The following is a 22,353-nucleotide window of genomic DNA, read 5'->3' as shown; positions in this document are numbered from 1 at the left end:
GATCCCGCGGCGAAGGCTGCTTAGATCAGGAGACCGCGCGGGTAAACGCGGGAGAGGGTCGAAGCCGGGGCGGCGTAGCGCCCGGCTGCTCACATCACAGCGCGCGCTCGAAGCGCAACTCGCCGGCCTGGGTCTTGATGACGAGCTGCGACCCGACGATGTCCCACTGCCCGGACGTGCGCAGGGCGGTGAGGAACTGCATCTCGGCCGTGCCGATGCCCTTGTCGCAGTTCTTCTTGGTCAGGGCGAGCGGCCCGACCGCGAGGTGCTGCTCCTTGAGCGGGAAGGCGGTCGCCGCGAAGGTGTTGCAGCCGCCGAAGCCGCGGGCGCGGTACTGCTTGTCGATGATGAAGCTCGGCCGCTCGCCGCCGGCGAACGACTTGCCGTTGAGGCTGACCGCCGTCCAGGTCGAGTCGAGCGGGAATATCTTCTCCTGCGCCTTGGCGGAGGGGACGTACTGCTTCTCGCTCGGCTTGTCGCGGGCCTTCTGGCCGAAGCCGGTCAGCGACTGGGCGTGGCCCTGGGTGGCGGACAGTGCCAGCGCGAAGGCGCCGGCCGCGGCGGCGGCCTGCACAAACCTCATCTTGTTCCCCATCGTGCGTCGTTTGGGCATCGTTTTACGGGAGGCCCCGCCGGCCGCGCAAGCCGCGGCCCCGCCCGAAGCGGCCTTCGGGCCGTTGCCAAGATCACACTTCGTCACGACTGTTGTATTTTTGCAGAAGCTTGACCGTAAGCTCGGCCGTTTCGCTCGGAAGCTTGGCGGAATGGCAACGAATGCGGGGGCCGTCCGTTGAACGAGCGACGTCCGACCCCTTTTCGGGTTCGGACCGGACGGCACCAGCGGAAGGACGCAGGCGGTGAGCAGCGCAGACGGGATCAATGCCGCACAGGCGCGCCGGGGCAGGGAGTTGCTGAATTGGTCGGAGGCGGATCTGGCGCTGCGCGCCAACGTCGATGCCCGGGCGATCCAGGGCTTCGAGGACGGCAGCTACCCGCCGTCGCCGGAACAGGCCGAGGCGATCCGCGGGGCGCTTCTCGCGGCGGGCGTGCGCTTCACCGGCGGCGCCCATCCGGGCGCCGCCCTGCGGGGCGAGGGCGAGCCGGACGACGGCATCCACCCGGACGACCTCACCACCGAGAACGACCGCTGAGGCCGGTTCAGCGCGGCCCGGCCGCGAAGCCCTTGAGGTCGAAGGCCGGGTCGGCGGCCTGTTCCGGCGACGGGCCGATCCCGGCGGCGAGCAGCCGGCGGGCGATCATGTGGTCGGCGGGGCGGTTGAGCGACTCGACGCCGACGAGGCGGCCGCCGCGGTAACAGAACACCGAAACGCCGCCGCGCTCCGGGTCGCCGCGGGTCACCGCGCGGTCGTGCGGGGCGGCGAGGCCGGCCATCTGCAGCTTCATCGGTCCCTGGTCGCTCCAGAACCACGGCACGGCGGAGAACGGCGCCGGCCGGCCAAGCAGGCGAGCGGCGATGCAGCGGGCCCCGTCGACGGCGTTCTGCACCGATTCGATCCGCACCCGGGCGCCGTCGGCGAAGGGCGAGGGATGGGCGGCGCAGTCGCCGAGCGCCGAGATTGCGGGATCGGGCGTCGCCAGCATCGCGTCGACGGCGATGCCGTTGGCGACCGGCAGGCCGGCCGCCTCGGCGATCTCCTGGTTCGGCAGCACGCCGATGCCGACGAGGATCAGGTCGGCCGCGACCGCCTCGCCGTCCGCCATCGCGACGCCGGTGGCGCGCCCCGTCCCGGTGATCGCCGTGACCGCGGCGCCGAAGCGGAACGCGACGCCGGCGGCGACATGGGTCCGCTCGACCAACGCGGCCATCTCGGCCGAGACCGCGCGGCCGAGGGGGCGCGGCGCTCCCTCGATCACCGTCACGGGCACGCCCCTGGCGGCGCAGACTGCCGCGAATTCAAGCCCGATGAAGCCGGCGCCGACGACCGCGACCCGCCCGGCCCGCGCCAGCGCCGCCTTGAGGGCGTCGGCCTCGGCGAGCGTCCGCAACTGGTGCACGCCCGACAGGTCGGCGCCGGGGACCGGCAGCGGGCGGTTGCGTGCGCCGGTCGCCAGCACGAGGTGGTTGTAGGGAAGCGACTCGCCCGAGGCGAGGACGACGCGGCGGCCGTCGCGGTCGATCGCGGTCGCGCGCTCGCCGGAGCGGACCGTGATCCCGTGCTCGTCGTAGAAGGCCGGCGGGCGCAGGTTCAGGCCGGCGGCGTCGGTCTTGCCGAGGAGATAGGCCTTCGACAGCGGCGGCCGGCCGTAGGGCAGGCCGGGCTCGTCGCCGACCAGGGTCAGGCTGCCGCGGAACCCGCCCTCGCGCAGGGAGGCGGCGAGCTGGAAGCTGCCCTGGCCGGTGCCGACGACGACGACGTTCTGGAGCGACACGGGCACGGGCCTCGGGTTGGGATGCAAGGGGCGCAGACCGTCGCCGCCCCGCGGGCCGCCGTCAATGCGCCTCGGCGGCCAGCACCGCCTCGGCGCGGATCTCCTCCGTCAGCCGGGCCTTGAGCCGGGAGAATTCCGGGCTGGTCTTCACGGTGTAGTGGCGCGGGTGATCGAGATCGACGGCGACGTCGGACTTGATGCGGCCGGGGCGGGCGCTCATCACGATCACCCGCGAGGCCATGAAGATCGCCTCCTCGATGTCGTGGGTGACGAAGATTACGGTCTTGCGCTCGCGCTCCCAGATGCCGAGCAGCAATTCCTGCATCAGGCCGCGGGTCTGGTTGTCGAGGGCGCCGAACGGCTCGTCGAGGAGCAGGATCTCGGGGTCGTTGGCGAGCGCCCGGGCGATGGCGGTGCGCTGCTGCATGCCGCCCGACAACTGCTTCGGGTAGTGCTCGGCGAAGCCGCGCAGGCCGACCTTGTCGAGATAGGCCGCGACGATCTCCCGGCGCTCGGCCGCCGGCACGCCGCGCTCGCGCAGGCCGAAGGCGACGTTCTCGGCGACGGTGAGCCACGGGAACAGGGTGTAGGACTGGAACACCATGCCCCGATCGGGGCCGGGCCCGCGCACCTCGCGCCCGCCGACCCGGACGCGGCCCGCACTCGGGCGGTCGAGGCCGGCGACGATGCGCAGCAGCGTCGACTTCCCGCAGCCGGACGGCCCCAGGACCGTGATGAAGTCGTTCTTGGCGACGGTGAGGTCGGTCGGCGACAGCGCCTGGACCGGCGCCCGGCCGCCGGCGCCGGGAAACACCCGCGACACGCCCTCGATCGACACCTCGACGGGTTCAGGCATCAGGCGAGCTTCCACGGAAACAGCAGGCGGTTGGCGGCCTTGAACAGGAAGTCGGAGACGAGGCCGATCAGCCCGATCACGATGATGCCGAAGATGATCTGGCCGGTGGCGAGCAGCGCCTGGCTCTCGATGATCATGTGGCCGATGCCCGACGACGAGCCGATCAGCTCGGCGACGATGACGTAGGTCCAGGCCCAGCCGAGGACGAGGCGCAGGATCTCGGCGATGTCGGGGGCGGTGGCCGGGATCAGCACCCGGCGGATGATGCCGGAATCCCGGGCGCCCAGCGTGTAGGCCGCCTCGACGAGGTCGCGCCGCGTGTTGCCGACCGTCACCGCGACCATCAGGATGATCTGGAACACCGAGCCGATGAAGATGACGAGGAGCTTCTGGGTCTCGCCGATGCCGGCCCACAGGATCAGCAGCGGCACGAAGGCCGAGGCCGGCAGGTAGCGGGCGAAGGACACGAACGGCTCGAAGAACGCCTCGACCGGCTTGTAGGCGCCCATCAGCACGCCGAGCGGCACCGCGACGAGCGCCGCCAGCACGAAGCCGCCGACCACCCGCCACACCGTGACGCCGATGTCCGACAGGAAGCCGAACCGGGTCAGCAGCAGCCAGCCGTCCTGCACCATCGTGACCGGATCGGCCAGGAAGGTGCGCGGGACGAAGCCGCCGAGGGTCGCCACCGCCCAGGCGAGCACGAACAGCACGAAGAACGACAGGCCGAGCACGAGGCGCGCGGACCGGCCGACCGGCTGGAGGGGACGCAGGAGCAGCGGCATGGAGGCGCTTACTGGATGTAGCGCGGGTCGGACAGGGTCGCGATGTCCGGCTTCTGCTTGATGACGCCGATCTCCAGCAGCAGGTCGGCCGCCTTGTTGGAGAAATCCTGGATCGGACCGTTGAAGAACGCCTTGTTGGCCTCGCGGTCCTGCCAGCGCAGGAACTTGGCCGAGTTGCCGAACGCCTCGCCGGTCTGCTTGACGTCGGCGCCCATGGTCTCGAACGCCTTGGCCTGATCCTTGGCGATGAGGTCGAGGGCCTCGAAGTAGCTGTCGGCGAGCGCCTTGCCGGCCTTGGGGTTCTGCTCCAGGAATTCCGGCGTGCAGCCGAACGTGTCCATCACCATCGGGTAGTCGAGGGTGGTGGCGATGATCTTGCCGGATTGCGGCGCGGCGCGGACCGAGGACAGGTAGGGCTCGTAGCTCATCGCGGCGTCGTTCTGGCCGGCGATGAAGGCCTGGGCGGCCGGACCGGGCTCGAGGTTGACGACCTTCACGTCCTTCAGGCTCAGGCCGTTCTCCTTGAGGAACCACGCGAGCGCGAAGTAGGGCGAGGTGCCGGGCACCGAGGCGGCGACGGTCTTGCCCTTGAGGTCCTTGATCGACGCCACGTCGTTGCGCACCGCCATCCCGTCGGCGCCGAACGACTTGTCGAGCTGGAAGATCTGCTTGGTCGGCACGCCGTTGGCGTTCCACGCCACCCAGGTCTCGACCGTGGTTGCGGCGCATTGCACGTCGCCGGAGCGGATCGCGAGGTGGCGACTCGCCTGCGGGATCTTCTTGATGGTGACGTCGAGGCCGTTCTTCTTGAAGATCCCGGCTTCCTTGGCCAGCGTGAGCGGCGCGAAGCCGGTCCAGCCGCTGATCCCGATCGTGACCTTCGTCTCCTGCGCCGTAGCCGGCAACGCCGCCAGCATGGCCGCGGCAAACACACCCGTGACGACCGCCCTCATGACCCGTCTCCCGCCCGTCGGACGGAGGCCAGTCGTACCGGCAGGTCCCCGTTTTGTATAGACATATTAGCAGGCAGAGTGCCTTCCCGGTCGGCAATGCGGGCTCGCGCACCCAGGGTCAGCGATTCCGCCGCCGGCAGGCATCCGACGCGCGACCGGAGCGTTGTCAGCCGCATCGACGCAGCGTCAGGACGACGAACATGGCAGCACAGAGAGCCCGCACCGTGGTGGTGACCGGAGGGAGCGCCGGGGTCGGACGGGCGGTGGCTCTGGCGTTCGGACGCCGGGGCTGGAACGTCGGCGTGATCGCCCGCGGCGAGGCCGGCGTCGAGGCGACGGTGAGGGAGATCCGCTCCGCCGGCGGCGAGGCCCGCGGCGTCGTCGCCGACGTCGCCGATGCCGAGGCGATGAGGGATGCCGCTCGGATCGTCGCGCGGGCCTTCGGCGGGATCGACGTCTGGATCAACAACGCGATGGCGACGGTCTACGCGCCGGTCCAGGAGACGACCCCGGCGGAGTTCGCCCGGGTGACCGCGGTGACCTATCTCGGGCAGGTCCACGGCACGCTGGCGGCGCTGGAACAGATGCGCCGGCAGGATCGCGGCACGGTGGTGCTGGTCGGCTCGGCGCTCGCCTACCGCTCGATCCCGCTGCAATCGGCCTACTGCGCTGCCAAGGCGGCGGTGCGCGGCTTCGCCGACAGCCTGCGCAGCGAGCTCCTGCACGACGGCAGCCGGGTGCGGCTGACCATGGTGCAGTTGCCGGCGGTCGACACGCCGCAATTCGACTGGGCGCGCTCGCGGCTGCCGCGCCGGCCGCAGCCGGTGCCGCCGATCTTCACGCCCGAGGCGGTCGCCGAGCGGATCGTCGAGGCGGCGCTCGCCGCGCCGCGGGAGCTATGGATCGGCACGCCGGCCTGGAAGGCGATCCTCGGCACGATGGCGGCGCCCGGACTCGTCGACCGCTACCTCGCCCGCCACGGCTACGACGGCGAGATGAGCGACGAGCCGGCGCGGCCGGACCGGCCCGACAACCTCGACGCGCCGGTCGACCGCGAGCGCGACCACGGCGCCCGCGGCCGGTTCGGCGACCGGGCGATCGGACGGGTCGTCGCCGCCGATCCGCGGTCGCTGCGCGCCGGCCTCGCGGGTGCCGGCCTCGCCCTCGTCGCCGGGGCGGCGTGGCTCGCGGCCCGCCGACGCGACCGGCCGTCCTGACGAGGCGGCTCAGGCCCGGGAGCGGGTGGACAGGCGGGCGGCCGTCAGCAGCGCCGCGGCGCTGGCGGTGAACGGCGCGATCAGGAGGGCGAACGGCAGGCCGCCGTCCAGGAGCAGGACGAGGCCGGCCGGCACCGCTCCGCCGACGATCGCCGCTCCGAGAATGCCCCTCATTCCCGCTCCTCCCGGTTCCGCCGGCGAGCATGAGGCCGGATCGGGGCCTCGCCAAGCTTGCGCGGCGGCGCCCGGAACCGCCTCATCCGGTTTCCGGTCGGTTGCTTCGGGCGATCCTGGCGGATCGCATTCGCAATGCGGAAACCGGCTTCGCTCAAGTGCCGCGCGGGCCGGTGAAACGATCTTCGGAACTGATCGTCCGAAAATCGTATCATCCGTAGACCAGCGCGGTCAGGCTCCGGCGGTGGTCGTCCTCGATCTGCTGGGCCATCAGGCGCAACAGGTTGACGGCCGCCACCGGGCCCTGCCGGTCGGCGTAGGTCCGGAAGGCGACGTCCGCCATCGTCTCGAGCGCCACCTCTTCCTCGCATCCCTTCTTGACGAGATGCGCGAGCGCGAATTCCCAGGCGGCCTGCGCCTGCTCGCGCTGCTCCACGACATCCATTCGACGGCATCCATGCAACCGGGCCGCTCCCTGCCGCGCCATCGTGGCGAGAAGACGATGCGTCCCGGCCGACGCCCCGCGTCATCGCGGATAGGTCGGCAGCCCGGAGGCGCGCTCGGCGGCGGCGGCGGCGCGGCGGTGGGCCGCATCCTCGGCCTCGTCCGCCGCCTGACGCGCCTCGTCGAGCAGGCTGACCTGGGCGCGGCTGGCGCAGCGCGTCCGCAGATCCGCCAGCTCCTCCTCCGTCAGGCTCTCGATGCCGATGTAGCGGTTCTGCGCCGCGCTGGTGCGAATCAGTTCGTCGAGCTTGGCCTGGATCGCCGCGCCGTCGCGGTTCTGGGTGTTCTGGATCAGGAACACCATCAGGAAGGTGACGATCGTCGTGCCGGTATTGATGATGAGCTGCCACGTGTCCGAGTAATGGAACAGGGGCCCGCTCGCCGCCCAGGCCAGGATGACGACGAGGCTGACGGCGAACGAGGCCGGTCGTCCCGCCGCGTGGGCGACGCGGGACGCGAGGGTGGTGAACGTCCTGCTGGGCGACATCGAACAGCCTCGCGCTTGGCCCCTGCACTGGCCTCAACTGCCGCGGCGCCGGGACGGTTGCCGCAGCGCGGCGCGGGTCGGAGGGGGCGACTGTCGCAAAGTCATGCGGGTGGTGAACCGCGGCATCGCAGCGGCGTTGTCCGGCAATCCAGGCCCTGACGCTCCCTGCCGACCCGTCGCGGTCCGCACGCTGACCGATCGGGGCCGATTTCTGAGCGATTTGGGAGAACGGGATGTCGCGGGCACGATGGGCAGTCTGGGCGACGGGGGCCGGCCTCGCGGCGCTGCTCCTGCCGGGGGCGGAGGTCCGGGCGCAGGGGACCGAGCAGGAGCGGATGGCGTGCATGTCCGACGCCATGCGCCTGTGCGCCGCCGACATCCCGAGCGAGGCGCGGATCGAATCGTGCCTGCGCCGGAACTACGTCCGCATCAGTTCCGCCTGCCAGGTCGTGCTCGGGCCGGCGAACACGACCGCGGCCAGCCTCGACGCCACCGGATCGATCCGCGGCCGGCGCTGATCGGCCCCGGCGCGAACGGAACGCGCCCCGACCGGTGCGAGTTGGACCGCGTCACCGGAAGGGTATGCGTCATGGATGTCTGGCACCTGATCTCCCGCGACCACGCGAACATCGCCGACCTGATCCGCGAGATCCCGCTCGCGCTCAACGGGCGCGGCGTCGTGCGCAGCCGCGAGCGCCTGCTGGCCGATCTGCTCGACGAGTTGCACGCCCACGGCGCGGCCGTCGAGGCGGGCCTGCTCACGCCGCTGGCCGAGGCCGACGGCCGGGCCCGGGATCTGGTCGGGTCCCTGCGCGACGAGCACGCCGCCGCGCTGCGGCAGGTCGAGGCGCTGTCCCGCCACCGGGTCGCGGGCTGGCTCGATGCGTTCGAGGATGCGACGTTCCGGCTCGACCAGCACCTGCACCGCCACGGACACGAAATGGTCCCGCTCGCCCGGGCCCGGTTCTCGCCGCAGCAGGAGCAGGCAGCCGCCTCGGCCTACATCCGCGCCCGGATGCAGGCCCTGCGGGACCGGCGGCACGCGCTTCCCGGCGTCGGCGGCGAGATCCTGCTCGGCGCCAGCGTCGCCGCCGCGGCGATTGGGCTCGGGCTGCTGGCGTGGCGCAGCGGCCTGCTGCGCGGGGCCGGCGCGTCGCGGTCGCGGACAGGAGGTGCCGCATCCTCCGGGCCCGGACGCGGGCGGCCGCGCGCCGGTCTCGCCGCCGCGGCTCCGTCGTCCCGGCGGCCCGATGAGGATCCCGCCCGCCGCCGGGATGCGCTCCTCGACGAGGCGACCGAGGAGACCTTCCCGGCCAGCGACCCGATCGCGCCGCACCAGATCACGCATTGACGGCGCGGCGCCGGGATCAGTCGAGGCCGCGCTGCGACTTCCGCTTCAGGCGCTTGTCGTAGAACGTCATGGTGATCCGGGCGTTCGTGCGCTCGTCGGTCCAGTTGTAGATCTCGATCTCGCCGACGCCCGGGATCAGGGTCGCGGTGTCGAGGATGCCCGAACATCCGATCGTCGCCTCGACCTCCCGCACCGGCATCTCGGCGCGCACCTGCCGGAACCCCGCCAGCGTCAGCGCGCAGACCGGCGGCGGGGGCACCAGAGCCAGGCCGGACGGGGCGCGGGCGCCGGGCAATCGGGCCCTGTCGCCGCCCTGGCCGGCCTGCCTCAGGGCGGCGTCCGGACCGATCGCCGCTGCGGCGTCGGCGCTGGCGACTTGTGTGACGGCTTGAGCGGCCTGGCCCGCACCGCCGGTGAGGCTCGCCGCCACGTCGCCGTCATCGGGCCCGCCTGCCGGCACGGGGCCTGCCGCGCCCCGCTTCTCCTGGAACGGATCCACGATCGGGGCGGTCGCGTGATTCGGCGCGAAGGCGGTGCCCCGGCGTTCGCGCGGCTGGGCGTCGGCCTTCCCGGGAGGCCGCGCGGGCGGGGGCCCCGACGACCGCTCGGACTGGTCCTCGGCCGCATCCTTCGCCTGGCTGAGGGCGATGAGACGGCGCAGCATCCGTTCGAGCCGTGCGGTCTCCGGGCGCGGGGTGGCCTTGCCGACGAGCGGCGGACCCTGCTCGCGGTCCTCGCAGGCGGCGTAGACCGCCAGCGCGTCCCGGATGTCGGCCTCGGTCCAGAGATCGGCCGGCTTGCCGAACAGGTCCTCGTGCGGATCGGACACCTGACTCGGGAAGACGGCCGCCGCATCGAGCGGTCCGAGGCGCTGCTCGACCAGGGCGCGATGCGCGCCGCAGCCGCCCTGCGTCGCCAGGGCGGTGCGGAGCGGCGAGCGGGCGGCCTCGGCCGACACCGTCAGGCCGGCGAGGACCGTTGCCGCCAGGAGGGGCATCCGCAGCAGCGGACGGGTCGGACCATCTCCGCGCTGGGACACTGTCGCACCTCGCAATCCGCGCCGGAGACCGGTGACCGGCAGGCTTCGACCGATCTAGGCACGGAATGTTTAACCGTCCGGAAACCGGTTGCGGCGGGTTCGACCGGTCGCGGCTTCCGGCGCCGGCGATCTTGACCGAACCGTTCGCCCCGTGGCGTGTTCACTCTATGTTCCAGCCGATTCGCCCGGAGCGAAGCCCGATGCCGGATGTACGACACGCCGCCCCCACTGCCGACCCGGTCTCGCCGCCCGCCGCGGGATGCCCGGTCGAGACGATCGCCGCCTCGTACCTCGTGCTCGCCTCGGGCGATCCCGGCCTCGCCCTGCGTTGTGCGATCACCGACGCCCTCGCCGACCTCATGGAGGCCGAGCGCCGCACCCGCCGCAACAGCCGCCTGATCTCCCGCGGCTACGTCCGCGGCGCACTCGACGCCGCCGGCTCACCGGCGGGCGGACCTTTCCCCGCCGGCGGGAGTTAGAGGGGACATTCTTCGACAGGAGATCCCCATGCGTACGACCGCCCTCGTCCTCGCGGCCGCCCTGGCCCTCGGCGGCACCGCCTTCGCCCAGTCGGCGATGCCGGGCAGCGCCGAGAACAACATGAACAACCCGGCCAGCGTGAAGAGCAACGCCGAGAAGGGCATGCCCGGCCGCGACATGCCGGCGACCACCGGCACCGTCACGACCCCGGGCGCGGCGCCGATGGCGACCGACGTCTCGACCAGCGGCCACAGCGGCGGCGCCAATACCAGCAGCGGCCCGGCCACCGGCGCCCGCTGAACCCGACACGACCTATCGAAGGGGCCGGCCTCGTCCGGCCCCTTTTCTTTTCGGAAGACCGTCGGGCCGTCCGCTCCCCGGGAGACCGTGCCGATGACGAGCAAGCCGACCCCGACGAACGACGACGGCGCCGCCCCCCGCAAGCCGCGATCCGCCGCGACGCCGGCCGACATCGCGGCTCCCCGCCTGACGCCGCAGGGCCGCGACGCCCCCGACGGTTCCGGCGAGGACGCGACCGATCCCGCCGGCGGCGCCAAGCAGGGACAGGCCGATAAGGCGGAGGGATGATACGCTATCCGGAAGATTCCTTCCGGATCGCGTATCACAAGCCCGCGCGGTGGAGCCTTCGGCTCCACACACCTGAGCGAAGCCGAAATCCGCATTGCGAAGCAATCAATCGGATTTCGTATGACGGCCCGCGCGACCGGGTCCGGGCTACCGCGACGCTGAAACCGCGTCTCTCCAGATACGTTGGTGGAGTATCCCGAACCCGGGAATCTCCATCGAAAGGTCTGACTCCATGCGTCGGCATCCCGCCCTCGTGGCCCTCGCCTCCGTGATCGCGCTCGCGCCGTTCTCCGGCGGCGTGATGGCCCAGAACCCGCCGAGCGCGGTGACCCAGGCCACCGGCAATACCGGCGCCCGCATGGGTGATGCCGAGGCCAAGCACGCGGCCGACACCCTCGCGGCCGGCGCGATGTCGCTGGCGGCGAGCCGGGTCGCGCTGCAGAAGGCCAAGGACGACGACGTGAAGCAGTTCGCCCGCTTCGAGGTCGCCGAGCAGGAGACCATCGCCGACGTGCTCAAGGCGATGCGCGATCCGGCCACCGCGGCGAGCGGCAGCGTGAAGCCGCCCTCCGAGCCCGAGGTGACGGGCCAGCTCGACCCGAAGGGCAAGGCGATGCTGGACAAGCTCGAACAGGCCAAGGCCGGCAGCGCCTTCGACCGCGAATACATCCGCGGCCAGATCGAGGGCCATCAGGCGTTGCTGAAGATCCAGGAGGATTACCTCGCCTCGGGCAAGGATCGCGAGAATCTCGCCGTCGCGAAGCTCGCGCGGGGTCAAATCAGGGAACATCTCGCCCTGCTCAAGGACATCGATGCGGACTTGAAGGACTGAGCCGCCCAGCCCGGGATGCCGTCGGGCCGGCGTGGCGGCACGAAATCTGCTAGGTCAGGCCCGCCGATCGTATCGCGGCGGCGTCACGAAAGACGGCGGAGCCATGATGGACGCGGAGTTGCCGGGCCTGGAGGAGCAGGTCCGGCGCGTGCTGGCTGCCTCGCAGCATCTCGTGGAGCAGACGATCCTGCTCGGCCTCGCGATCCAACTGTTCTGGCTCGACCAGTGGACCCGTCCGGTCCTCGCCGCCGCCGAGGCGCAGGCGGCGTGGCGGGCCCATCAGGCCCGCCGCGAGCGCCTCGTGCGCCGCGGCGTGCCCGATCACCTCGCCCGGCAGGGGCTGCGGCTGGTCTGAGCGAACCCGATCTGCGCATCCGCGAAAGCTTGCGGTGGCCTGAAGCGATCGACCGGACACCCCAGGCGACGAGCGACACGCATGAACATGCGCCTCTCGCGATACGATCCGGCTTTTTCGCAGGGAAGAGATGGTGCCGCTGGGGAGGATTGAACTCCCGACCTCGTCATTACCAATGACGCGCTCTACCACTGAGCTACAACGGCCGGCCGGCCTGCGATCCTCCGGAACAACCCGTTCGCCGGAGCCGCCATCCTGTGCAGGAGGGCCGGGCGAGGGGTCCGAGGCGGTGCAGCGCCGAACACGAGTGGGGCTTTAGCGGATCGGTTTCGGCATTGCAATCGCGAAAAACCGGGCCGCGGACCGGCCGTGGCGCACCGGCCACGGCGGGGTCAGCGGGCGAGTTCGCGCAGGCCGAGGCGGATCAGGGTCTTGGCCTCCATCGCGGCGGCGGCGTCGCCGGCCTCGCGCATCACGGCGGCGATCGCGGCCGAGGCCTGGACCTGGGCGTAGCCGAGATTGACCAGCGCCGAGACCGCGTCGGCGACCGGCTGCGGCGCGGTGCGGGCCTCGACGGCGCCGGTGAGCTGGATCAGCGCCGGATCGACCGGCGCGAAGGCGGGGGCCTTGTCCTTCAGCTCGGCGACGAGGCGGGCGGCGAGCCGGGGGCCGACGCCGGGGGCGCGGGCGACCGCGGTGCGGTCGCCGGTGGCGATGGCGGTGGCGAGGTCGCCGGGTTCGAGCGCCGACAGCACGCCGAGCGCCACCCGGGCGCCGACGCCCTGCACGGTCTGGAGCAGGCGGAACCACTCGCGCTCCGGATCCGAGCGGAAGCCGTAGAGCCGGATCATGTCCTCGCGGACATGGGTCTCGATCGAGAGTTCCGCCGCCTCGCCGGCGGAGGGCAGGCGCTGGAGGGTGCGGGCCGAGCAGTGCACCACGTAGCCGACGCCGTGCACGTCGAGGATGACGAAATCCTCGCCGTAGGAATCCACCACGCCCTTCAGCTTGCCGATCATCGCGTCGTCGTGCTCCTCGCGCCCGTCCTTGAGCCGCGTCCGGGTTCATGGGATGGGGTCGCGCCGATATCGGCCAAGCCCGACCGACCGACAAGGTGACTGCATGAAGCGCGCGACCCTGCGTCTCTCCCGCGCGGCCCTCTGCCTCGCGGGGCTGTGGGCGGCCGCACCGGCCCCGGCGCAGACGGCGCCGCCCGCCGGCCCGAGCGCCGACCCGACCCAGGTCCGGCCCGGGCGCTACGTCCTCGACCCGGCCCACGGCACGATCACGTGGTCGCTGAGCCATTTCGGCTTCTCGGTCTTCTACGGCCAGTTCACCGCGGTCGCCGCGACCCTGACCCTCGATCCGAAGGCGCCCGCCGCCAGCCGGCTCGCCGCCGAGGTCGCCGTGTCGGAGATCGGCGGCGTGGGCGAGGCGCTGAGCCAGCGCCTGCGCGAGCCCGACTTCTTCGACAGCACCCGATTCCCGAAGGCGAGCTTTTCCAGCACCCAGGTCGAGCCGACCGGCCCGACCACCGCCCGGGTCACCGGTGACCTGACGCTCAAGGGCGTGACGAAGCCGGTGGTACTCGACGTGACCTTCACGCTGGCCGGTCCGCATCCGCTCGACCATCGCTACACGGTCGGGTTTGAGGGCCGCACGGTGCTCAAGCGGTCCGAGTTCGGCGTCAGCGCCTACGCGCCGCAGCTCGGGGACGAGGTGACCTTGCGGCTCGCCGGAGAGTTCAAGGCCGAGCCGTGATACGGGATCCGGACGCCGTCTTCCGGACCCCGCATCACGCCCGCCCGTCGACCACCCCGCCGACGAGGTTGCGGCCGAGCAGGAACTCGGACGGGAAGTCGGTGCGCACCAGCGGGTCGAGGGCGATCGGGCCGGCCAGCGCCTCGGCCTCGGCCCGGCGGGCGGCGACCGCCTGGGCCACACCGACGGCGGCGAAGCGCAGGCGGGTGCCGGGCTGCGCCTGGGCGAGGCGGCCGAGATCGGGACCGATCACGGTGGCGATCTTCGGGTAGCCGCCGGTCGATTGCCGGTCGGCCATCAGCACGATCGGCCAGCCCTCGCCCGGCACCTGGATCGCCCCCATGGCGATGCCGTCCGAGACGATGTTGTAGCCCTTGGCGTGGGTCAGCGGCGTGCCGTCGAGGAAGCAGGCCATCCGGTCGCCCTTGGCGGTGACGGTCCAGGGGCGTTCGAGGAAGGCTGCGATCTGGTCCTGCGAGAAGTAATCGTCCTGGGGGCCCAGCACGACGCGGATCTCGCCCGGGTCGCGGTCGAGCCAGGGCGCCACGAGAGTGCAGACCTCGCCCGGGCCGGGCTGCGCGTTCGCGACCGGCAGCCGGTCGCCGGCCTGGAGCGCGCGGCCCCTGAACCCGCCGAAGCCGGAGCGGGTGTGGGTCGCGGTCGAGCCGAGCATCGCCGGCACGTCGATCCGGCCGGCGACCGCGAGGTAGAGCCACGCCCCGGCGCGGCCGGCCCGCACCGTCAGGCTCTCGCCCGGCCGCAGGGTGAGCGCGGCGCCCGGCGGCACCAGGTTGCCGTCGAGGGCGATCCGGAACGCGCCGCCGGCCAGCGCGACGCCGAGCGGCCCGCCCTCGGCGGTCAGCTCGATGCCGCCGAGGGGGATCTCCAGGGCGGTGGCGCCGGCCGGGTTGCCGAGCGCGCGGTTGGCGGTGGCGTGGGCGAGGGGATCCATCGGGCCGGCGGCGGTGATGCCGTAGCGCAGCCAGCCGTGGCGCCCGTGATCCTGGAGCGTCGCCCCCTGGCCGGCGGCCAGGACCGAGAGGAAGACCGGACTCATCACGCCTCCTTGCGGGCGACGACCTCGCCGGCCTCGGCGCGCCGGTCGAGGGCCGCGAAGGTGTCGGCATCCACCGCCTCGAAGCGCAGGACGTCGCCGACGCCGACGGGGAACGGGTCGTCCTGGCCGGGCCGGTACAGGCGCATCGGCGTGCGGCCGACGACGTACCAGCCGGTCGGCATCGAGAAAGTCGCGACCGCCGCGAGCCCGCCGCCGATCATCACGGCGTTCGCCGGGTGCGGCGGGCGCGGCGTCGCCCGGCGCGAGACGGCGAGCGCCTCGGGCAGCCCGCCGAGATAGGCGAAGCCGGGAGCGAAACCGTACATGTAGAGCCGGTACGCGCCCCCCGCGTGCAGGGCCGCGACCTCGGCCACGCTCCTGCGCACGAGATCGGCGACGGCGCCGATATCCTCGGCGACCACCGGGTCGTAGCAGCACGGCAGGGTCCAGGTCGCCGCGGCGGCCCGCGCCGCGGCGGGGCGGTCGGCGAGCGCCCCGACCCGCTCGGCCAGGGCCGCTCGGTCGAGCACCAGTGGGTCGTAATGCACCATCAGCGAGCGGTAGGTCGGCACGGTCTCGCGCAGGCCCGCGGGCGGGTCGGCCTGCAACGCCGCGTCGAGGGCGAGCACCCGGTCGCTGATCGCCGGATCGACGGTGGTGCCGAACTCGACCACGAGCGCGGCCTCGCCGGCATCGAGCAGGCGCATGGCGGGCGCGCTCACGGCCGGAACGGTGCCAGGGTGACTCCGGCCCGTTCCAGCCGGGCGCGGACGGCGCGGGCGGTGGCGACCGCGTGGGCGGAATCGCCGTGGACGCAGATCGAGCGGATCGGCGTCGGCAGGCGTCGGCCGGAGGCGGTGACGATCGCGCCCTCCTCGACCATCGTGCGCACCCGCTCGGCGGCCTCGTCCGGGTCGGTGACCATCGCGCCGGGCTGGCCGCGGGGGATCAGCATGCCGGCCTCGGTGTAGCCCCGGTCGGCGAAGATCTCCTGGTGGACCTCGATCCCCAGGGCCTCGCCGGCCGCCGCCTGCGCCGACAGGGCGATGGCGAGGAGGGCGAGGCCGGGATCGACCGCCTTGACCGCCCGGGCGATGGCGTCGGCGACGCCGCGATCGACCGCCGCGAGGTTGCCGAGCGCCCCGTGCGCCTTGACGTAGGTGATGCGGTGGCCGGCATAGGCCGCCAGCCCCTGCGCGGCGCCGACCTGGTAGGCGACGAGGCGCTCGACCTCGGCGGGCGTGTAGGGGAGGGTGCGCCGGCCGAAGCCCCACAGGTCCGGGTAGCCCGGATGGGCGCCGACGGCGACGCCGCGCTCCTTCGCCAGCGCGAAGGTCGCGGCCATGATCTGCGGGTCGCCGGCATGGAAGCCGCACGCGACGTTGGCCGAGGTCACGACCGACAGCATCGCGGCGTCGTCGCCGGCGCGATAGTCGCCGAAGCCTTCGCCGAGGTCGGAGTTCAGGTCGATGGAGGGCATGGGCGTCTCCGTGGATGGGGATGCGCGGCGGGGGCCGGAAGGAGAGATGAGGCGGTGCCGGTGCGGGAGGGAAGGGGGCCACGCATAACCCTCCCCCCCTCTGCGGGGGAGGGTGCCCGGCGGATGCCGGGCGGGAGAGGGGAACCACGTTTTCGGAGAGGTCGCGACCGTCGTGACGTGCGCCACCTCCGGCACTGTCGCGTTCCCCTCTCGGCGGGACTTCGTCCCGCTGCGCTCGCATCCGCTCGCCACCCTCCCCCGCGGAGGGGGGAGGGTCGGGGCGCGGCCCTACAACCCCAGATACGCCCGCCGCACCTCCGGATCGTCGCGCAGGTTGGCCGCGGGGCCCTGGAGGATCAGGCGGCCGGTCTGGAGCACGTAGGCGCGGTCGGCGATCGACAGCGATTCGGCGAGGCGCTGCTCGACCAGCAGGATCGTCACGCCGGTCGCCCGGATGGTCGTGATCGCGTCGAAGATCTCGTCGACGAGCTTGGGCATGATGCCCTGGGACGGCTCGTCGAGCATCAGGAGGCGCGGGCGGGTCATCAGGGCGCGACCGATGGCGAGCATCTGCTGCTCGCCGCCCGAGAGCGTCCCGGCGCGCTGCGGCAGGCGCTCCTTGAGGCGCGGGAACAGCGCGAAGACCCGCTCCAGCGGCGCCTCGCGGTCGGCGGCGGCGCGGTGGAGGTAGCTGCCGAGCCGCAGGTTGTCGGCGACCGAGAGGCGCGGAAAGAGCCGCTTGTTCTCGGGCACGTAGGCGACGCCCTTCTGGGTGATGACGTGGCCGGGCAGCCCGTCGAGGCGGGCGCCGTCGAGGGTGACGGAGCCGGAGCGCGGACGCTCCATGCCGGCGATCGACTTGAGCAGGGTCGACTTGCCGGCCCCGTTGGCGCCGGCCACCACCACGATCTCGTTCTCGGCGACGTCGATCGAGATGTCCTGGATCGCCAGCAGGCCCGAATAGGCCGTCGACAGGCTGCGGACCTCAAGCAGCACGGTGGCGCTCCCCCAGATAGGCGGTGATGACGGCCTCGTCGCGCACCACCTCGGTCGGCAGCCCCTGGGCGAGGACGCGGCCGAGATGCAGCACGACGGCGCGGTGGACGAGCGGCATCACCACCTCCATCACGTGCTCGACCATGATGACGGTGACGCCGCGCTCGGCGACCTTGCGGATCAGCTCGACGCCGGCCCGGGCCTCGCTCGGGGTCAGGCCGGTCAGCACCTCGTCGAGCAGCAGGACGCGCGGGCCGGTGGCCAGCGCCCGGGCGACCTCCAGCCGGCGCTTCTCCGGCGGGGTCAGTTCCCCGGCCACCGCGTCGGCCCGGTGCTTCAGCCCGACGAAGTCGAGGGTCTCGATCGCCGCGCGGCGGGCCGCGGCGGCCCCCGGGTGCCGGGCGAGGCCGCCGACGATGACGTTCTCGACCACGTTCATCGAGTCGAACGAGCGCGGCACCTGGAAGGTGCGGGCGATGCCGCGCCGGCAGCGCTCCGGCGCCGGCAGCCGCGTGATGTCCTCGCCCTCGAACAGGATCCGCCCGGCGCTCGGCTGGTAGGTCCCGGAGATGAGGTTGAACAGCGTCGACTTGCCGGCGCCGTTGGGTCCGATCAGGCCGAGGATCTCGCCGCGCGTCACGTCGAGGGTGACGTCGCGGTTGGCGACGAGGCCGCCGAAGCGCAGGGTGACGTTGTCGATGCGCAGAATCGCGTCGTCGCTCACGGCGTCGCCTCCTGGTTGCGGGCGCTGCGGGTGCGGCGGAACAGGCTGAGGATGCCCTCGGGGCGGGCCAGCGCGATCGCCATGACCAGCACGCCGTAGAGCATCAGGTCGATGCCGCTGCCGGTGCCGCCGAGGTAGGACCGGCTGATCTCGGTGAGCGGGATCAGGATCGCGGCCCCGACCAGCGCCCCCCACAGGGTGCCGATGCCGCCGAGCACCGCCGGCAAGGCGAAGAGCAGCGAGAAGCGGAAGCTCATCACGCTCTCGGGGTCGATGTAGGAGACGTAGGCGGCGTAGAAGCCGCCGCCGATGGCGGTGAAGAAGGCCGAGACCGCCGCCGCCGCCATCTTGGAGCGAAACACCTCGACGCCGAGGCTCTCGGCCGCCTGGGCGTCGTCCTTGACCGCCCGCCACCAGTAGCCCCAGCGGGAATCCTCGATGAGGTAGGTGACGAACCACACCACCGCGAAGAGCCCGAGGGCGAAGTGGACGTAAGGCACCTTGTCGCGGGCGAACTGGAGCGTCCACCACGAATCCGGGTTGAACGGCCACTGGATGCCCATGGCGCCGCCGACGAAGTCCCAGTTGTGGACGAGCAGCAGGCCGATCTCGGCGATCACGATGGTGGCGATCGAGAAGTAGTGCCCGGCGAGCCGGAAGCAGGGCCAGCCGAGCGCCAGCGCCACCAGGGCCGACAGGACGCCCCCGACCAGCATGCCGCCCCAGGCGACGATGCCGTAATTCACGAACAGCACGCTGGTCGCGTAGGCGCCGATGCCGAAATACAGCGCGTGGCCGAGGGAGATCTGCCCGCAATAGCCCCCTAAGATGTTCCAGCTCTGCGAGAGCGCGGCGTACATCAGGGTCAGGATCAGGACGTTCTGGAGGTAGACGTCGGTGATGCCGTAGGGCAGGGCGGCGATGGCGGCGAAGACGACCGCGGCGACGAGGAGCTTGCGGCGGCGGCGGGCGGCGAAGCCGGCCTCGGGGGAGGCCGCCGGGACGGCGGCGAGGGTGGTCGAGGTCATCTTACAGCCTTCCGAACAGGCCCTGGGGCCGCACGAACACCACCGCGAGGTAGAGGGCGTAGACGCCGACCGACTTCATCGCCGGCGGCAGGATCACGGCGGTGAAGGCTTCGACGAGCCCGACCACGATGCCGGCGACGAGGGCGCCGCCGACGCTGCCGAAGCCCCCGAGCGCCACCGTGACGTAGGCGATGAGCGCGAACGAGGCGCCGACCTGCGGGTGGATGTAGTAGAACACCGCCAGCACGGCGCCGGCGAGGCCGACGAGCGCGGCGCCGAGCCCCCAGCCGAGGGCGAAGACCCGGTTGCGGTCGATGCCGACCAGCGCGACCGCGCCCTGGTCCTCGCGCGTCGCCTCGAGCGCCCGGCCGAAATCGGTCCGGCTCATCAGGAGGTGCAGGCCGCCGAAGGCCGCGAGCGACACCACCGCGCCGAAGATCTGCGGCCAGGGCAGGAACACGCCGCCGGCGTCGAGGGTGCGCCCGCCGAGCCACGAGCCCGGCACGTTGCGGTAATCGGTGCCGAAGGCGTATTGCGCCGCGCCCTGGAGCAGGATCGCGAGGCCGAAGGTCGCGAAGATCTGCACCATGCCCTGGTTGGCCTTCGCCCGCATGGCGAACCGCACCACGCCGAGATAGGCGCAGCCGCCGAGGACGAACAGCAGGGCGACGACGACCGGCATCAGCACGATCGGGTCGAGATGGGTGAGCACGACGAGGCCGAAGGTCGCGTACATCGCGAGCATCAGGAACTCGCCGTGGGCGAAGTTCACCACGTCCATCAGGCCGAAGATGAGCGAGAGCCCGACCGCGATCAGGGCGTAGATCAGCCCCATCAGGAGGCCGCTCGCGAGGACTTGTGCCAGGGCTTGCGCTGTCATGCTGGGGGATCCGGGTGGGGGCGGCGGGGCCGGGGCCGGTGATGCGCGCGGGCATGACCCTCCCCCCTCCGCGGGGGAGGGTGGCGAGCGGAGCGAGCCGGGAGAGGGGGCGGCGCTTCCGGAAAAGTCGGAGCCGTTTTGAAGGGCGCCACCTGGATCAGCGTCGCGTTCCCCTCTCCCGCCCCGCTTCGCGGGGCACCCTCCCCCGCAGAGGGGGGAGGGTGGGGGCGTCCGATGCATCTCCGTCCCGGCCGGTCAGAACCGGCCGCCGCCCTAGGGCGTCACGCGTTCATCGGCCACTTGGCCGGCGACACCGCCACCGCTTCGGGGAAGACGGTGACGAAGCTGGTGCCGACATATTGCAGCAGCACCGGGTCGGCGTTGACGTTCTGGCCGTCGGGCCCGAACGCGACCTTCGACCACGGCATGATGGTGCGCTCGCCCGGGATGTTGGTGGCGGCGAGCGCCTCGCGGATCTTGGGGCCCTCGACCGAGCCGGCGCGGTCGAGGGCGTCGGCGAGCACGATCAGCGCCATGAACTGGCGCGAGGTGTTGTCGTTGAGGTCTCGCCCGGCGCGGGCCTTGTACATGTCGTTGACGGTCTTGATCATCGGCCGCTTGGCGGCGAGGTCGAGGGAGAAGCTCGCCCGCGAGATCAGGCCCTGGAGCTTGTCGCCGACCGTGTCGAAGGTCGCCTTCTCGGAGAAGCCCGACGCCTGGGCGATGATGCTCTTCGGCTTGTAGCCGAGTTCCGCCATCGTCCTGGTCAGCAGGATCGCGTCGGTGGTGTAGGAGGACGGCATCAGTACGTCGGCGTTGGCGGTCTTGATCTGCTGCACCTCGGCGGTCAGCGAGGGCGAATTGGTCTTGTACTTGATGTCCGAAACGACCTTGTAACCGCGCTCGCCCGCCAGCTTGCGCTGAACGGTGGAGGAGTCGACGCCGAAGATCGTGTCCTCGAAGAACAGGGCGACCGAGTCGATCTTCTCGCCCTTGTTGCGCATGGCGTCCATGAAGTCGAACATCGCCGCCGAGAACATCTCGTCGTGGGCGGCGGGGCGGAAGAAGAACTTCAGGCCCTTGCGGTGCAGGCTCGGCGAGGACGAGTCGGCGCAGACGAACGGCACGCCGTAGCGCTCGCAGGTGGCGCTGACGGTGGACGACACCGCCGACTGATAGCAGCCGACGATCGCCGAGACCTTGTCCTGGGTGATGAGGCGCTCGGCCTCGGCGCGGCCCTTCTGCGGGTCGCTCTGGTGGTCGGCGAAGACGAGGCGGATCTTGGCGCCGCCCAGCCCCTTGAGGCCGGTGCCCTTGGCGTTGGGCAGGTCGAGGTCGTGGTCGTTGTTGACGATGTCGAGGGCGGTCTCGATGGCGTGGCGGGCATCGACGCCGACCTGGGCGTTGGCCCCCGACATTGCGTAGAGCACGCCGACCACCACCTCGCTCGGCGCGGCGCGGGCGGGGCCGAGGCCGAGCCCGGCGAGGGCGAGGGCGCCCGCGCCCCCGGTGAGGATTTCGCGACGACGGATCATGTCTGACTCCAGGTGCGGCGGGGCAGGTGCGGCGAAGGAAGGCGGGGCGGGCTCAGAGGACCGCGAATTCGCTGTTGCGGCGGTCGGTGATGAGCATCGACCCGGGGGCGTGGGTGATGGCGAAGTCCGGCTTCACCGCCGCGATCACCGATTGCGGGGTGACGCCGCAGGCCCAGAACACCGGGATCTCGTCGGACGCGATGGTGACCGCGTCGCCGTAATCGGGCCGGCCGATGTCGCGGATGCCGATCATCTCCGGCAGGCCGAGATGCACCGGCGCGCCGTGCACCGAGGGGAAGCGCGAGGTGATCTGCACCGCGCGGATCGCCTGGGCCGGCTTGAGCGGGCGCATCGACACCACCATCGGCCCGGCGAAGCGGCCGGCCGGGGCGCACGGGATGCTGGTGCGGTACATCGGCACCTTCACGTCCATCTCGACGTGGCGCAGCGGCAGGCCGTCCTCCAGCATCGCCGCCTCGAACGAGAACGAGCACCCGATCACGAAGGCCACGAGGTCGTCGCGCCACAGGTCGCCGACCTCGAGGCGCTCCTCCACCACCTCGCCGTGGCGCCAGACCCGGTAGCCGGCGACGTCGGTGGCGATGTCGAGGTCGACGCCGAGTTCCGGGATCGAGCGCTCGCCGCGGGCCGAGACGCCGATGATCGGGCAGGATTTCGGGTTGCGCTGAGCAAACAGCAGGAACTCGTCGGCGAGGTCGCCCGGCAGGACCGCGAGGTTGCCCTGTACGTAGCCGTTGGCGATGTTGGCGGTGCTGCCCGAGATCGCGCCGGACCGGCAGGCGAGCCGCGCCTCGTGGCCCGTCATCGACGGGCGTCCCGTCGGGGTGGCGCGGTCGGCGGCGGCTGCGAAGGACGGCAT

The 22,353-nt window shown here is 72.1% G+C and carries 29 protein-coding genes and 1 tRNA gene; 10 read left to right on the top strand and 20 right to left on the bottom strand.

Annotated features, from left to right (window positions below; genetic code table 11):
- Positions 1-94: 94 nt before the first annotated feature.
- Positions 95-583: an META domain-containing protein gene (locus EOE48_RS06045; protein WP_127727886.1), complete on the bottom strand. Its 489-nt coding sequence runs from the start codon at positions 581-583 to the stop codon at positions 95-97.
- Positions 584-857: 274 nt separating this feature from the next.
- Here EOE48_RS06045 and EOE48_RS06040 point away from each other — a divergent pair, with 274 nt between their 5' ends.
- A complete protein-coding gene (locus EOE48_RS06040; protein ID WP_246153985.1) occupies positions 858-1,151 on the top strand; it encodes a helix-turn-helix domain-containing protein in 294 nt (97 codons plus the stop codon).
- 7 nt (positions 1,152-1,158) lie between these two features.
- Here EOE48_RS06040 and EOE48_RS06035 read toward each other — a convergent pair whose 3' ends face one another.
- The 4 genes from EOE48_RS06035 to EOE48_RS06020 all read right to left on the bottom strand — a co-directional run bounded on the left by EOE48_RS06035 (position 1,159) and on the right by EOE48_RS06020 (position 4,985).
- The gene (locus EOE48_RS06035) at positions 1,159-2,391 is read right to left on the bottom strand and encodes an NAD(P)/FAD-dependent oxidoreductase (protein ID WP_425463627.1); all 1,233 of its coding nucleotides are present in this window, start codon (positions 2,389-2,391) and stop codon (positions 1,159-1,161) included.
- A 61-nt stretch (positions 2,392-2,452) separates the two neighbouring features.
- A complete protein-coding gene (locus tag EOE48_RS06030; RefSeq protein WP_127727884.1) occupies positions 2,453-3,247 on the bottom strand; it encodes an ABC transporter ATP-binding protein in 795 nt (264 codons plus the stop codon).
- The gene (locus tag EOE48_RS06025; protein ID WP_127728037.1) at positions 3,247-4,020 is read right to left on the bottom strand and encodes an ABC transporter permease; all 774 of its coding nucleotides are present in this window, start codon (positions 4,018-4,020) and stop codon (positions 3,247-3,249) included. The genes EOE48_RS06030 and EOE48_RS06025 overlap by 1 nt, the downstream gene beginning before the upstream one ends.
- A 20-nt stretch (positions 4,021-4,040) precedes the next feature.
- Complete coding sequence (locus EOE48_RS06020; RefSeq protein WP_127727883.1) at positions 4,041-4,985, bottom strand: ABC transporter substrate-binding protein; 945 nt, start codon at positions 4,983-4,985, stop codon at positions 4,041-4,043.
- Between the two features lie 200 nt (positions 4,986-5,185).
- Between EOE48_RS06020 and EOE48_RS06015 the strand changes: the two genes are divergently transcribed.
- On the top strand, positions 5,186-6,202 hold the full coding sequence (locus EOE48_RS06015; RefSeq protein WP_127727882.1) for an SDR family oxidoreductase: 1,017 nt from the start codon (positions 5,186-5,188) through the stop codon (positions 6,200-6,202).
- A gap of 9 nt (positions 6,203-6,211) precedes the next feature.
- On the opposite strand, the gene EOE48_RS29095 is transcribed toward EOE48_RS06015, so the two are convergent.
- From EOE48_RS29095 to EOE48_RS06005, 3 genes are all read right to left on the bottom strand, one after another.
- Positions 6,212-6,376, bottom strand: a complete 165-nt coding sequence (locus EOE48_RS29095; protein WP_187371323.1) for a hypothetical protein — start codon at positions 6,374-6,376, stop codon at positions 6,212-6,214.
- 211 nt (positions 6,377-6,587) lie between these two features.
- Positions 6,588-6,821 (bottom strand): hypothetical protein, encoded by a 234-nt coding sequence (locus tag EOE48_RS06010; RefSeq protein WP_127727881.1) that lies wholly within the window; start codon positions 6,819-6,821, stop codon positions 6,588-6,590.
- Positions 6,822-6,902: 81 nt separating this feature from the next.
- On the bottom strand, positions 6,903-7,367 hold the full coding sequence (locus tag EOE48_RS06005; protein WP_127727880.1) for a low affinity iron permease family protein: 465 nt from the start codon (positions 7,365-7,367) through the stop codon (positions 6,903-6,905).
- Positions 7,368-7,600: 233 nt separating this feature from the next.
- Here EOE48_RS06005 and EOE48_RS06000 point away from each other — a divergent pair, with 233 nt between their 5' ends.
- Positions 7,601-7,885: a hypothetical protein gene (locus tag EOE48_RS06000; protein ID WP_127727879.1), complete on the top strand. Its 285-nt coding sequence runs from the start codon at positions 7,601-7,603 to the stop codon at positions 7,883-7,885.
- A 71-nt stretch (positions 7,886-7,956) separates the two neighbouring features.
- The gene (locus EOE48_RS05995) at positions 7,957-8,718 is read left to right on the top strand and encodes a hemerythrin domain-containing protein (protein WP_127727878.1); all 762 of its coding nucleotides are present in this window, start codon (positions 7,957-7,959) and stop codon (positions 8,716-8,718) included.
- Between the two features lie 16 nt (positions 8,719-8,734).
- Here EOE48_RS05995 and EOE48_RS05990 read toward each other — a convergent pair whose 3' ends face one another.
- Positions 8,735-9,757, bottom strand: a complete 1,023-nt coding sequence (locus EOE48_RS05990; RefSeq protein ID WP_127727877.1) for a hypothetical protein — start codon at positions 9,755-9,757, stop codon at positions 8,735-8,737.
- A 200-nt stretch (positions 9,758-9,957) separates the two neighbouring features.
- Here EOE48_RS05990 and EOE48_RS05985 point away from each other — a divergent pair, with 200 nt between their 5' ends.
- The 5 genes from EOE48_RS05985 to EOE48_RS05965 all read left to right on the top strand — a co-directional run bounded on the left by EOE48_RS05985 (position 9,958) and on the right by EOE48_RS05965 (position 12,012).
- The gene (locus EOE48_RS05985; protein WP_127727876.1) at positions 9,958-10,236 is read left to right on the top strand and encodes a hypothetical protein; all 279 of its coding nucleotides are present in this window, start codon (positions 9,958-9,960) and stop codon (positions 10,234-10,236) included.
- Between the two features lie 28 nt (positions 10,237-10,264).
- A complete protein-coding gene (locus EOE48_RS05980; RefSeq protein ID WP_127727875.1) occupies positions 10,265-10,537 on the top strand; it encodes a hypothetical protein in 273 nt (90 codons plus the stop codon).
- Between the two features lie 93 nt (positions 10,538-10,630).
- A complete protein-coding gene (locus EOE48_RS05975; protein ID WP_127727874.1) occupies positions 10,631-10,825 on the top strand; it encodes a hypothetical protein in 195 nt (64 codons plus the stop codon).
- A gap of 232 nt (positions 10,826-11,057) precedes the next feature.
- Positions 11,058-11,657, top strand: a complete 600-nt coding sequence (locus tag EOE48_RS05970; RefSeq protein WP_127727873.1) for a DUF4142 domain-containing protein — start codon at positions 11,058-11,060, stop codon at positions 11,655-11,657.
- Positions 11,658-11,763: 106 nt separating this feature from the next.
- On the top strand, positions 11,764-12,012 hold the full coding sequence (locus EOE48_RS05965) for a hypothetical protein (protein WP_246153983.1): 249 nt from the start codon (positions 11,764-11,766) through the stop codon (positions 12,010-12,012).
- 131 nt (positions 12,013-12,143) lie between these two features.
- Here the strand turns inward: EOE48_RS05965 and EOE48_RS05960 are convergent.
- Both EOE48_RS05960 and ruvA read right to left on the bottom strand, forming a co-directional pair.
- A tRNA-Thr gene (locus tag EOE48_RS05960) sits at positions 12,144-12,218 on the bottom strand.
- Positions 12,219-12,404: 186 nt separating this feature from the next.
- Complete coding sequence (ruvA, locus tag EOE48_RS05955) at positions 12,405-13,031, bottom strand: Holliday junction branch migration protein RuvA (protein ID WP_127727871.1); 627 nt, start codon at positions 13,029-13,031, stop codon at positions 12,405-12,407.
- A gap of 103 nt (positions 13,032-13,134) precedes the next feature.
- Here ruvA and EOE48_RS05950 point away from each other — a divergent pair, with 103 nt between their 5' ends.
- Positions 13,135-13,773, top strand: coding sequence for a YceI family protein (locus tag EOE48_RS05950; RefSeq protein WP_127727870.1), 639 nt, complete (start codon positions 13,135-13,137; stop codon positions 13,771-13,773).
- A gap of 34 nt (positions 13,774-13,807) precedes the next feature.
- Here the strand turns inward: EOE48_RS05950 and EOE48_RS05945 are convergent, their stop codons facing one another.
- The 9 genes from EOE48_RS05945 to EOE48_RS05905 all read right to left on the bottom strand — a co-directional run bounded on the left by EOE48_RS05945 (position 13,808) and on the right by EOE48_RS05905 (position 22,353).
- Positions 13,808-14,830 carry a 5-oxoprolinase subunit C family protein gene (locus tag EOE48_RS05945; protein WP_127727869.1) on the bottom strand — a complete coding sequence of 341 codons (1,023 nt, stop codon included), beginning with the start codon at positions 14,828-14,830 and terminating at the stop codon, positions 13,808-13,810.
- Positions 14,830-15,537: a 5-oxoprolinase subunit B family protein gene (locus tag EOE48_RS05940; protein ID WP_127728036.1), complete on the bottom strand. Its 708-nt coding sequence runs from the start codon at positions 15,535-15,537 to the stop codon at positions 14,830-14,832. Before EOE48_RS05940 ends, EOE48_RS05945 begins: the two co-directional genes overlap by 1 nt.
- An 11-nt stretch (positions 15,538-15,548) precedes the next feature.
- Entirely contained in the window at positions 15,549-16,310 is a 762-nt protein-coding gene (locus tag EOE48_RS05935) for a LamB/YcsF family protein (protein WP_127727868.1), read from the bottom strand.
- Between the two features lie 288 nt (positions 16,311-16,598).
- The gene (locus EOE48_RS05930; protein WP_187371329.1) at positions 16,599-17,303 is read right to left on the bottom strand and encodes an ABC transporter ATP-binding protein; all 705 of its coding nucleotides are present in this window, start codon (positions 17,301-17,303) and stop codon (positions 16,599-16,601) included.
- Entirely contained in the window at positions 17,296-18,030 is a 735-nt protein-coding gene (locus EOE48_RS05925; protein ID WP_187371322.1) for an ABC transporter ATP-binding protein, read from the bottom strand. Before EOE48_RS05925 ends, EOE48_RS05930 begins: the two co-directional genes overlap by 8 nt.
- A complete protein-coding gene (locus EOE48_RS05920; RefSeq protein WP_127727866.1) occupies positions 18,027-19,058 on the bottom strand; it encodes a branched-chain amino acid ABC transporter permease in 1,032 nt (343 codons plus the stop codon). The genes EOE48_RS05925 and EOE48_RS05920 overlap by 4 nt, the downstream gene beginning before the upstream one ends.
- A gap of 1 nt (position 19,059) precedes the next feature.
- Entirely contained in the window at positions 19,060-19,938 is an 879-nt protein-coding gene (locus EOE48_RS05915) for a branched-chain amino acid ABC transporter permease (protein WP_127727865.1), read from the bottom strand.
- 281 nt (positions 19,939-20,219) lie between these two features.
- Positions 20,220-21,473: an ABC transporter substrate-binding protein gene (locus EOE48_RS05910; protein ID WP_127727864.1), complete on the bottom strand. Its 1,254-nt coding sequence runs from the start codon at positions 21,471-21,473 to the stop codon at positions 20,220-20,222.
- 52 nt (positions 21,474-21,525) lie between these two features.
- On the bottom strand, positions 21,526-22,353 hold the full coding sequence (locus tag EOE48_RS05905; protein ID WP_425463626.1) for a putative hydro-lyase: 828 nt from the start codon (positions 22,351-22,353) through the stop codon (positions 21,526-21,528).

Source organism: Methylobacterium oryzihabitans (genome assembly GCF_004004555.2).
Lineage (GTDB): Bacteria > Pseudomonadota > Alphaproteobacteria > Rhizobiales > Beijerinckiaceae > Methylobacterium > Methylobacterium oryzihabitans.
Note: the sequence above shows the minus strand (reverse complement) of the source record. Positions and strands in the feature narration are given on the sequence as shown.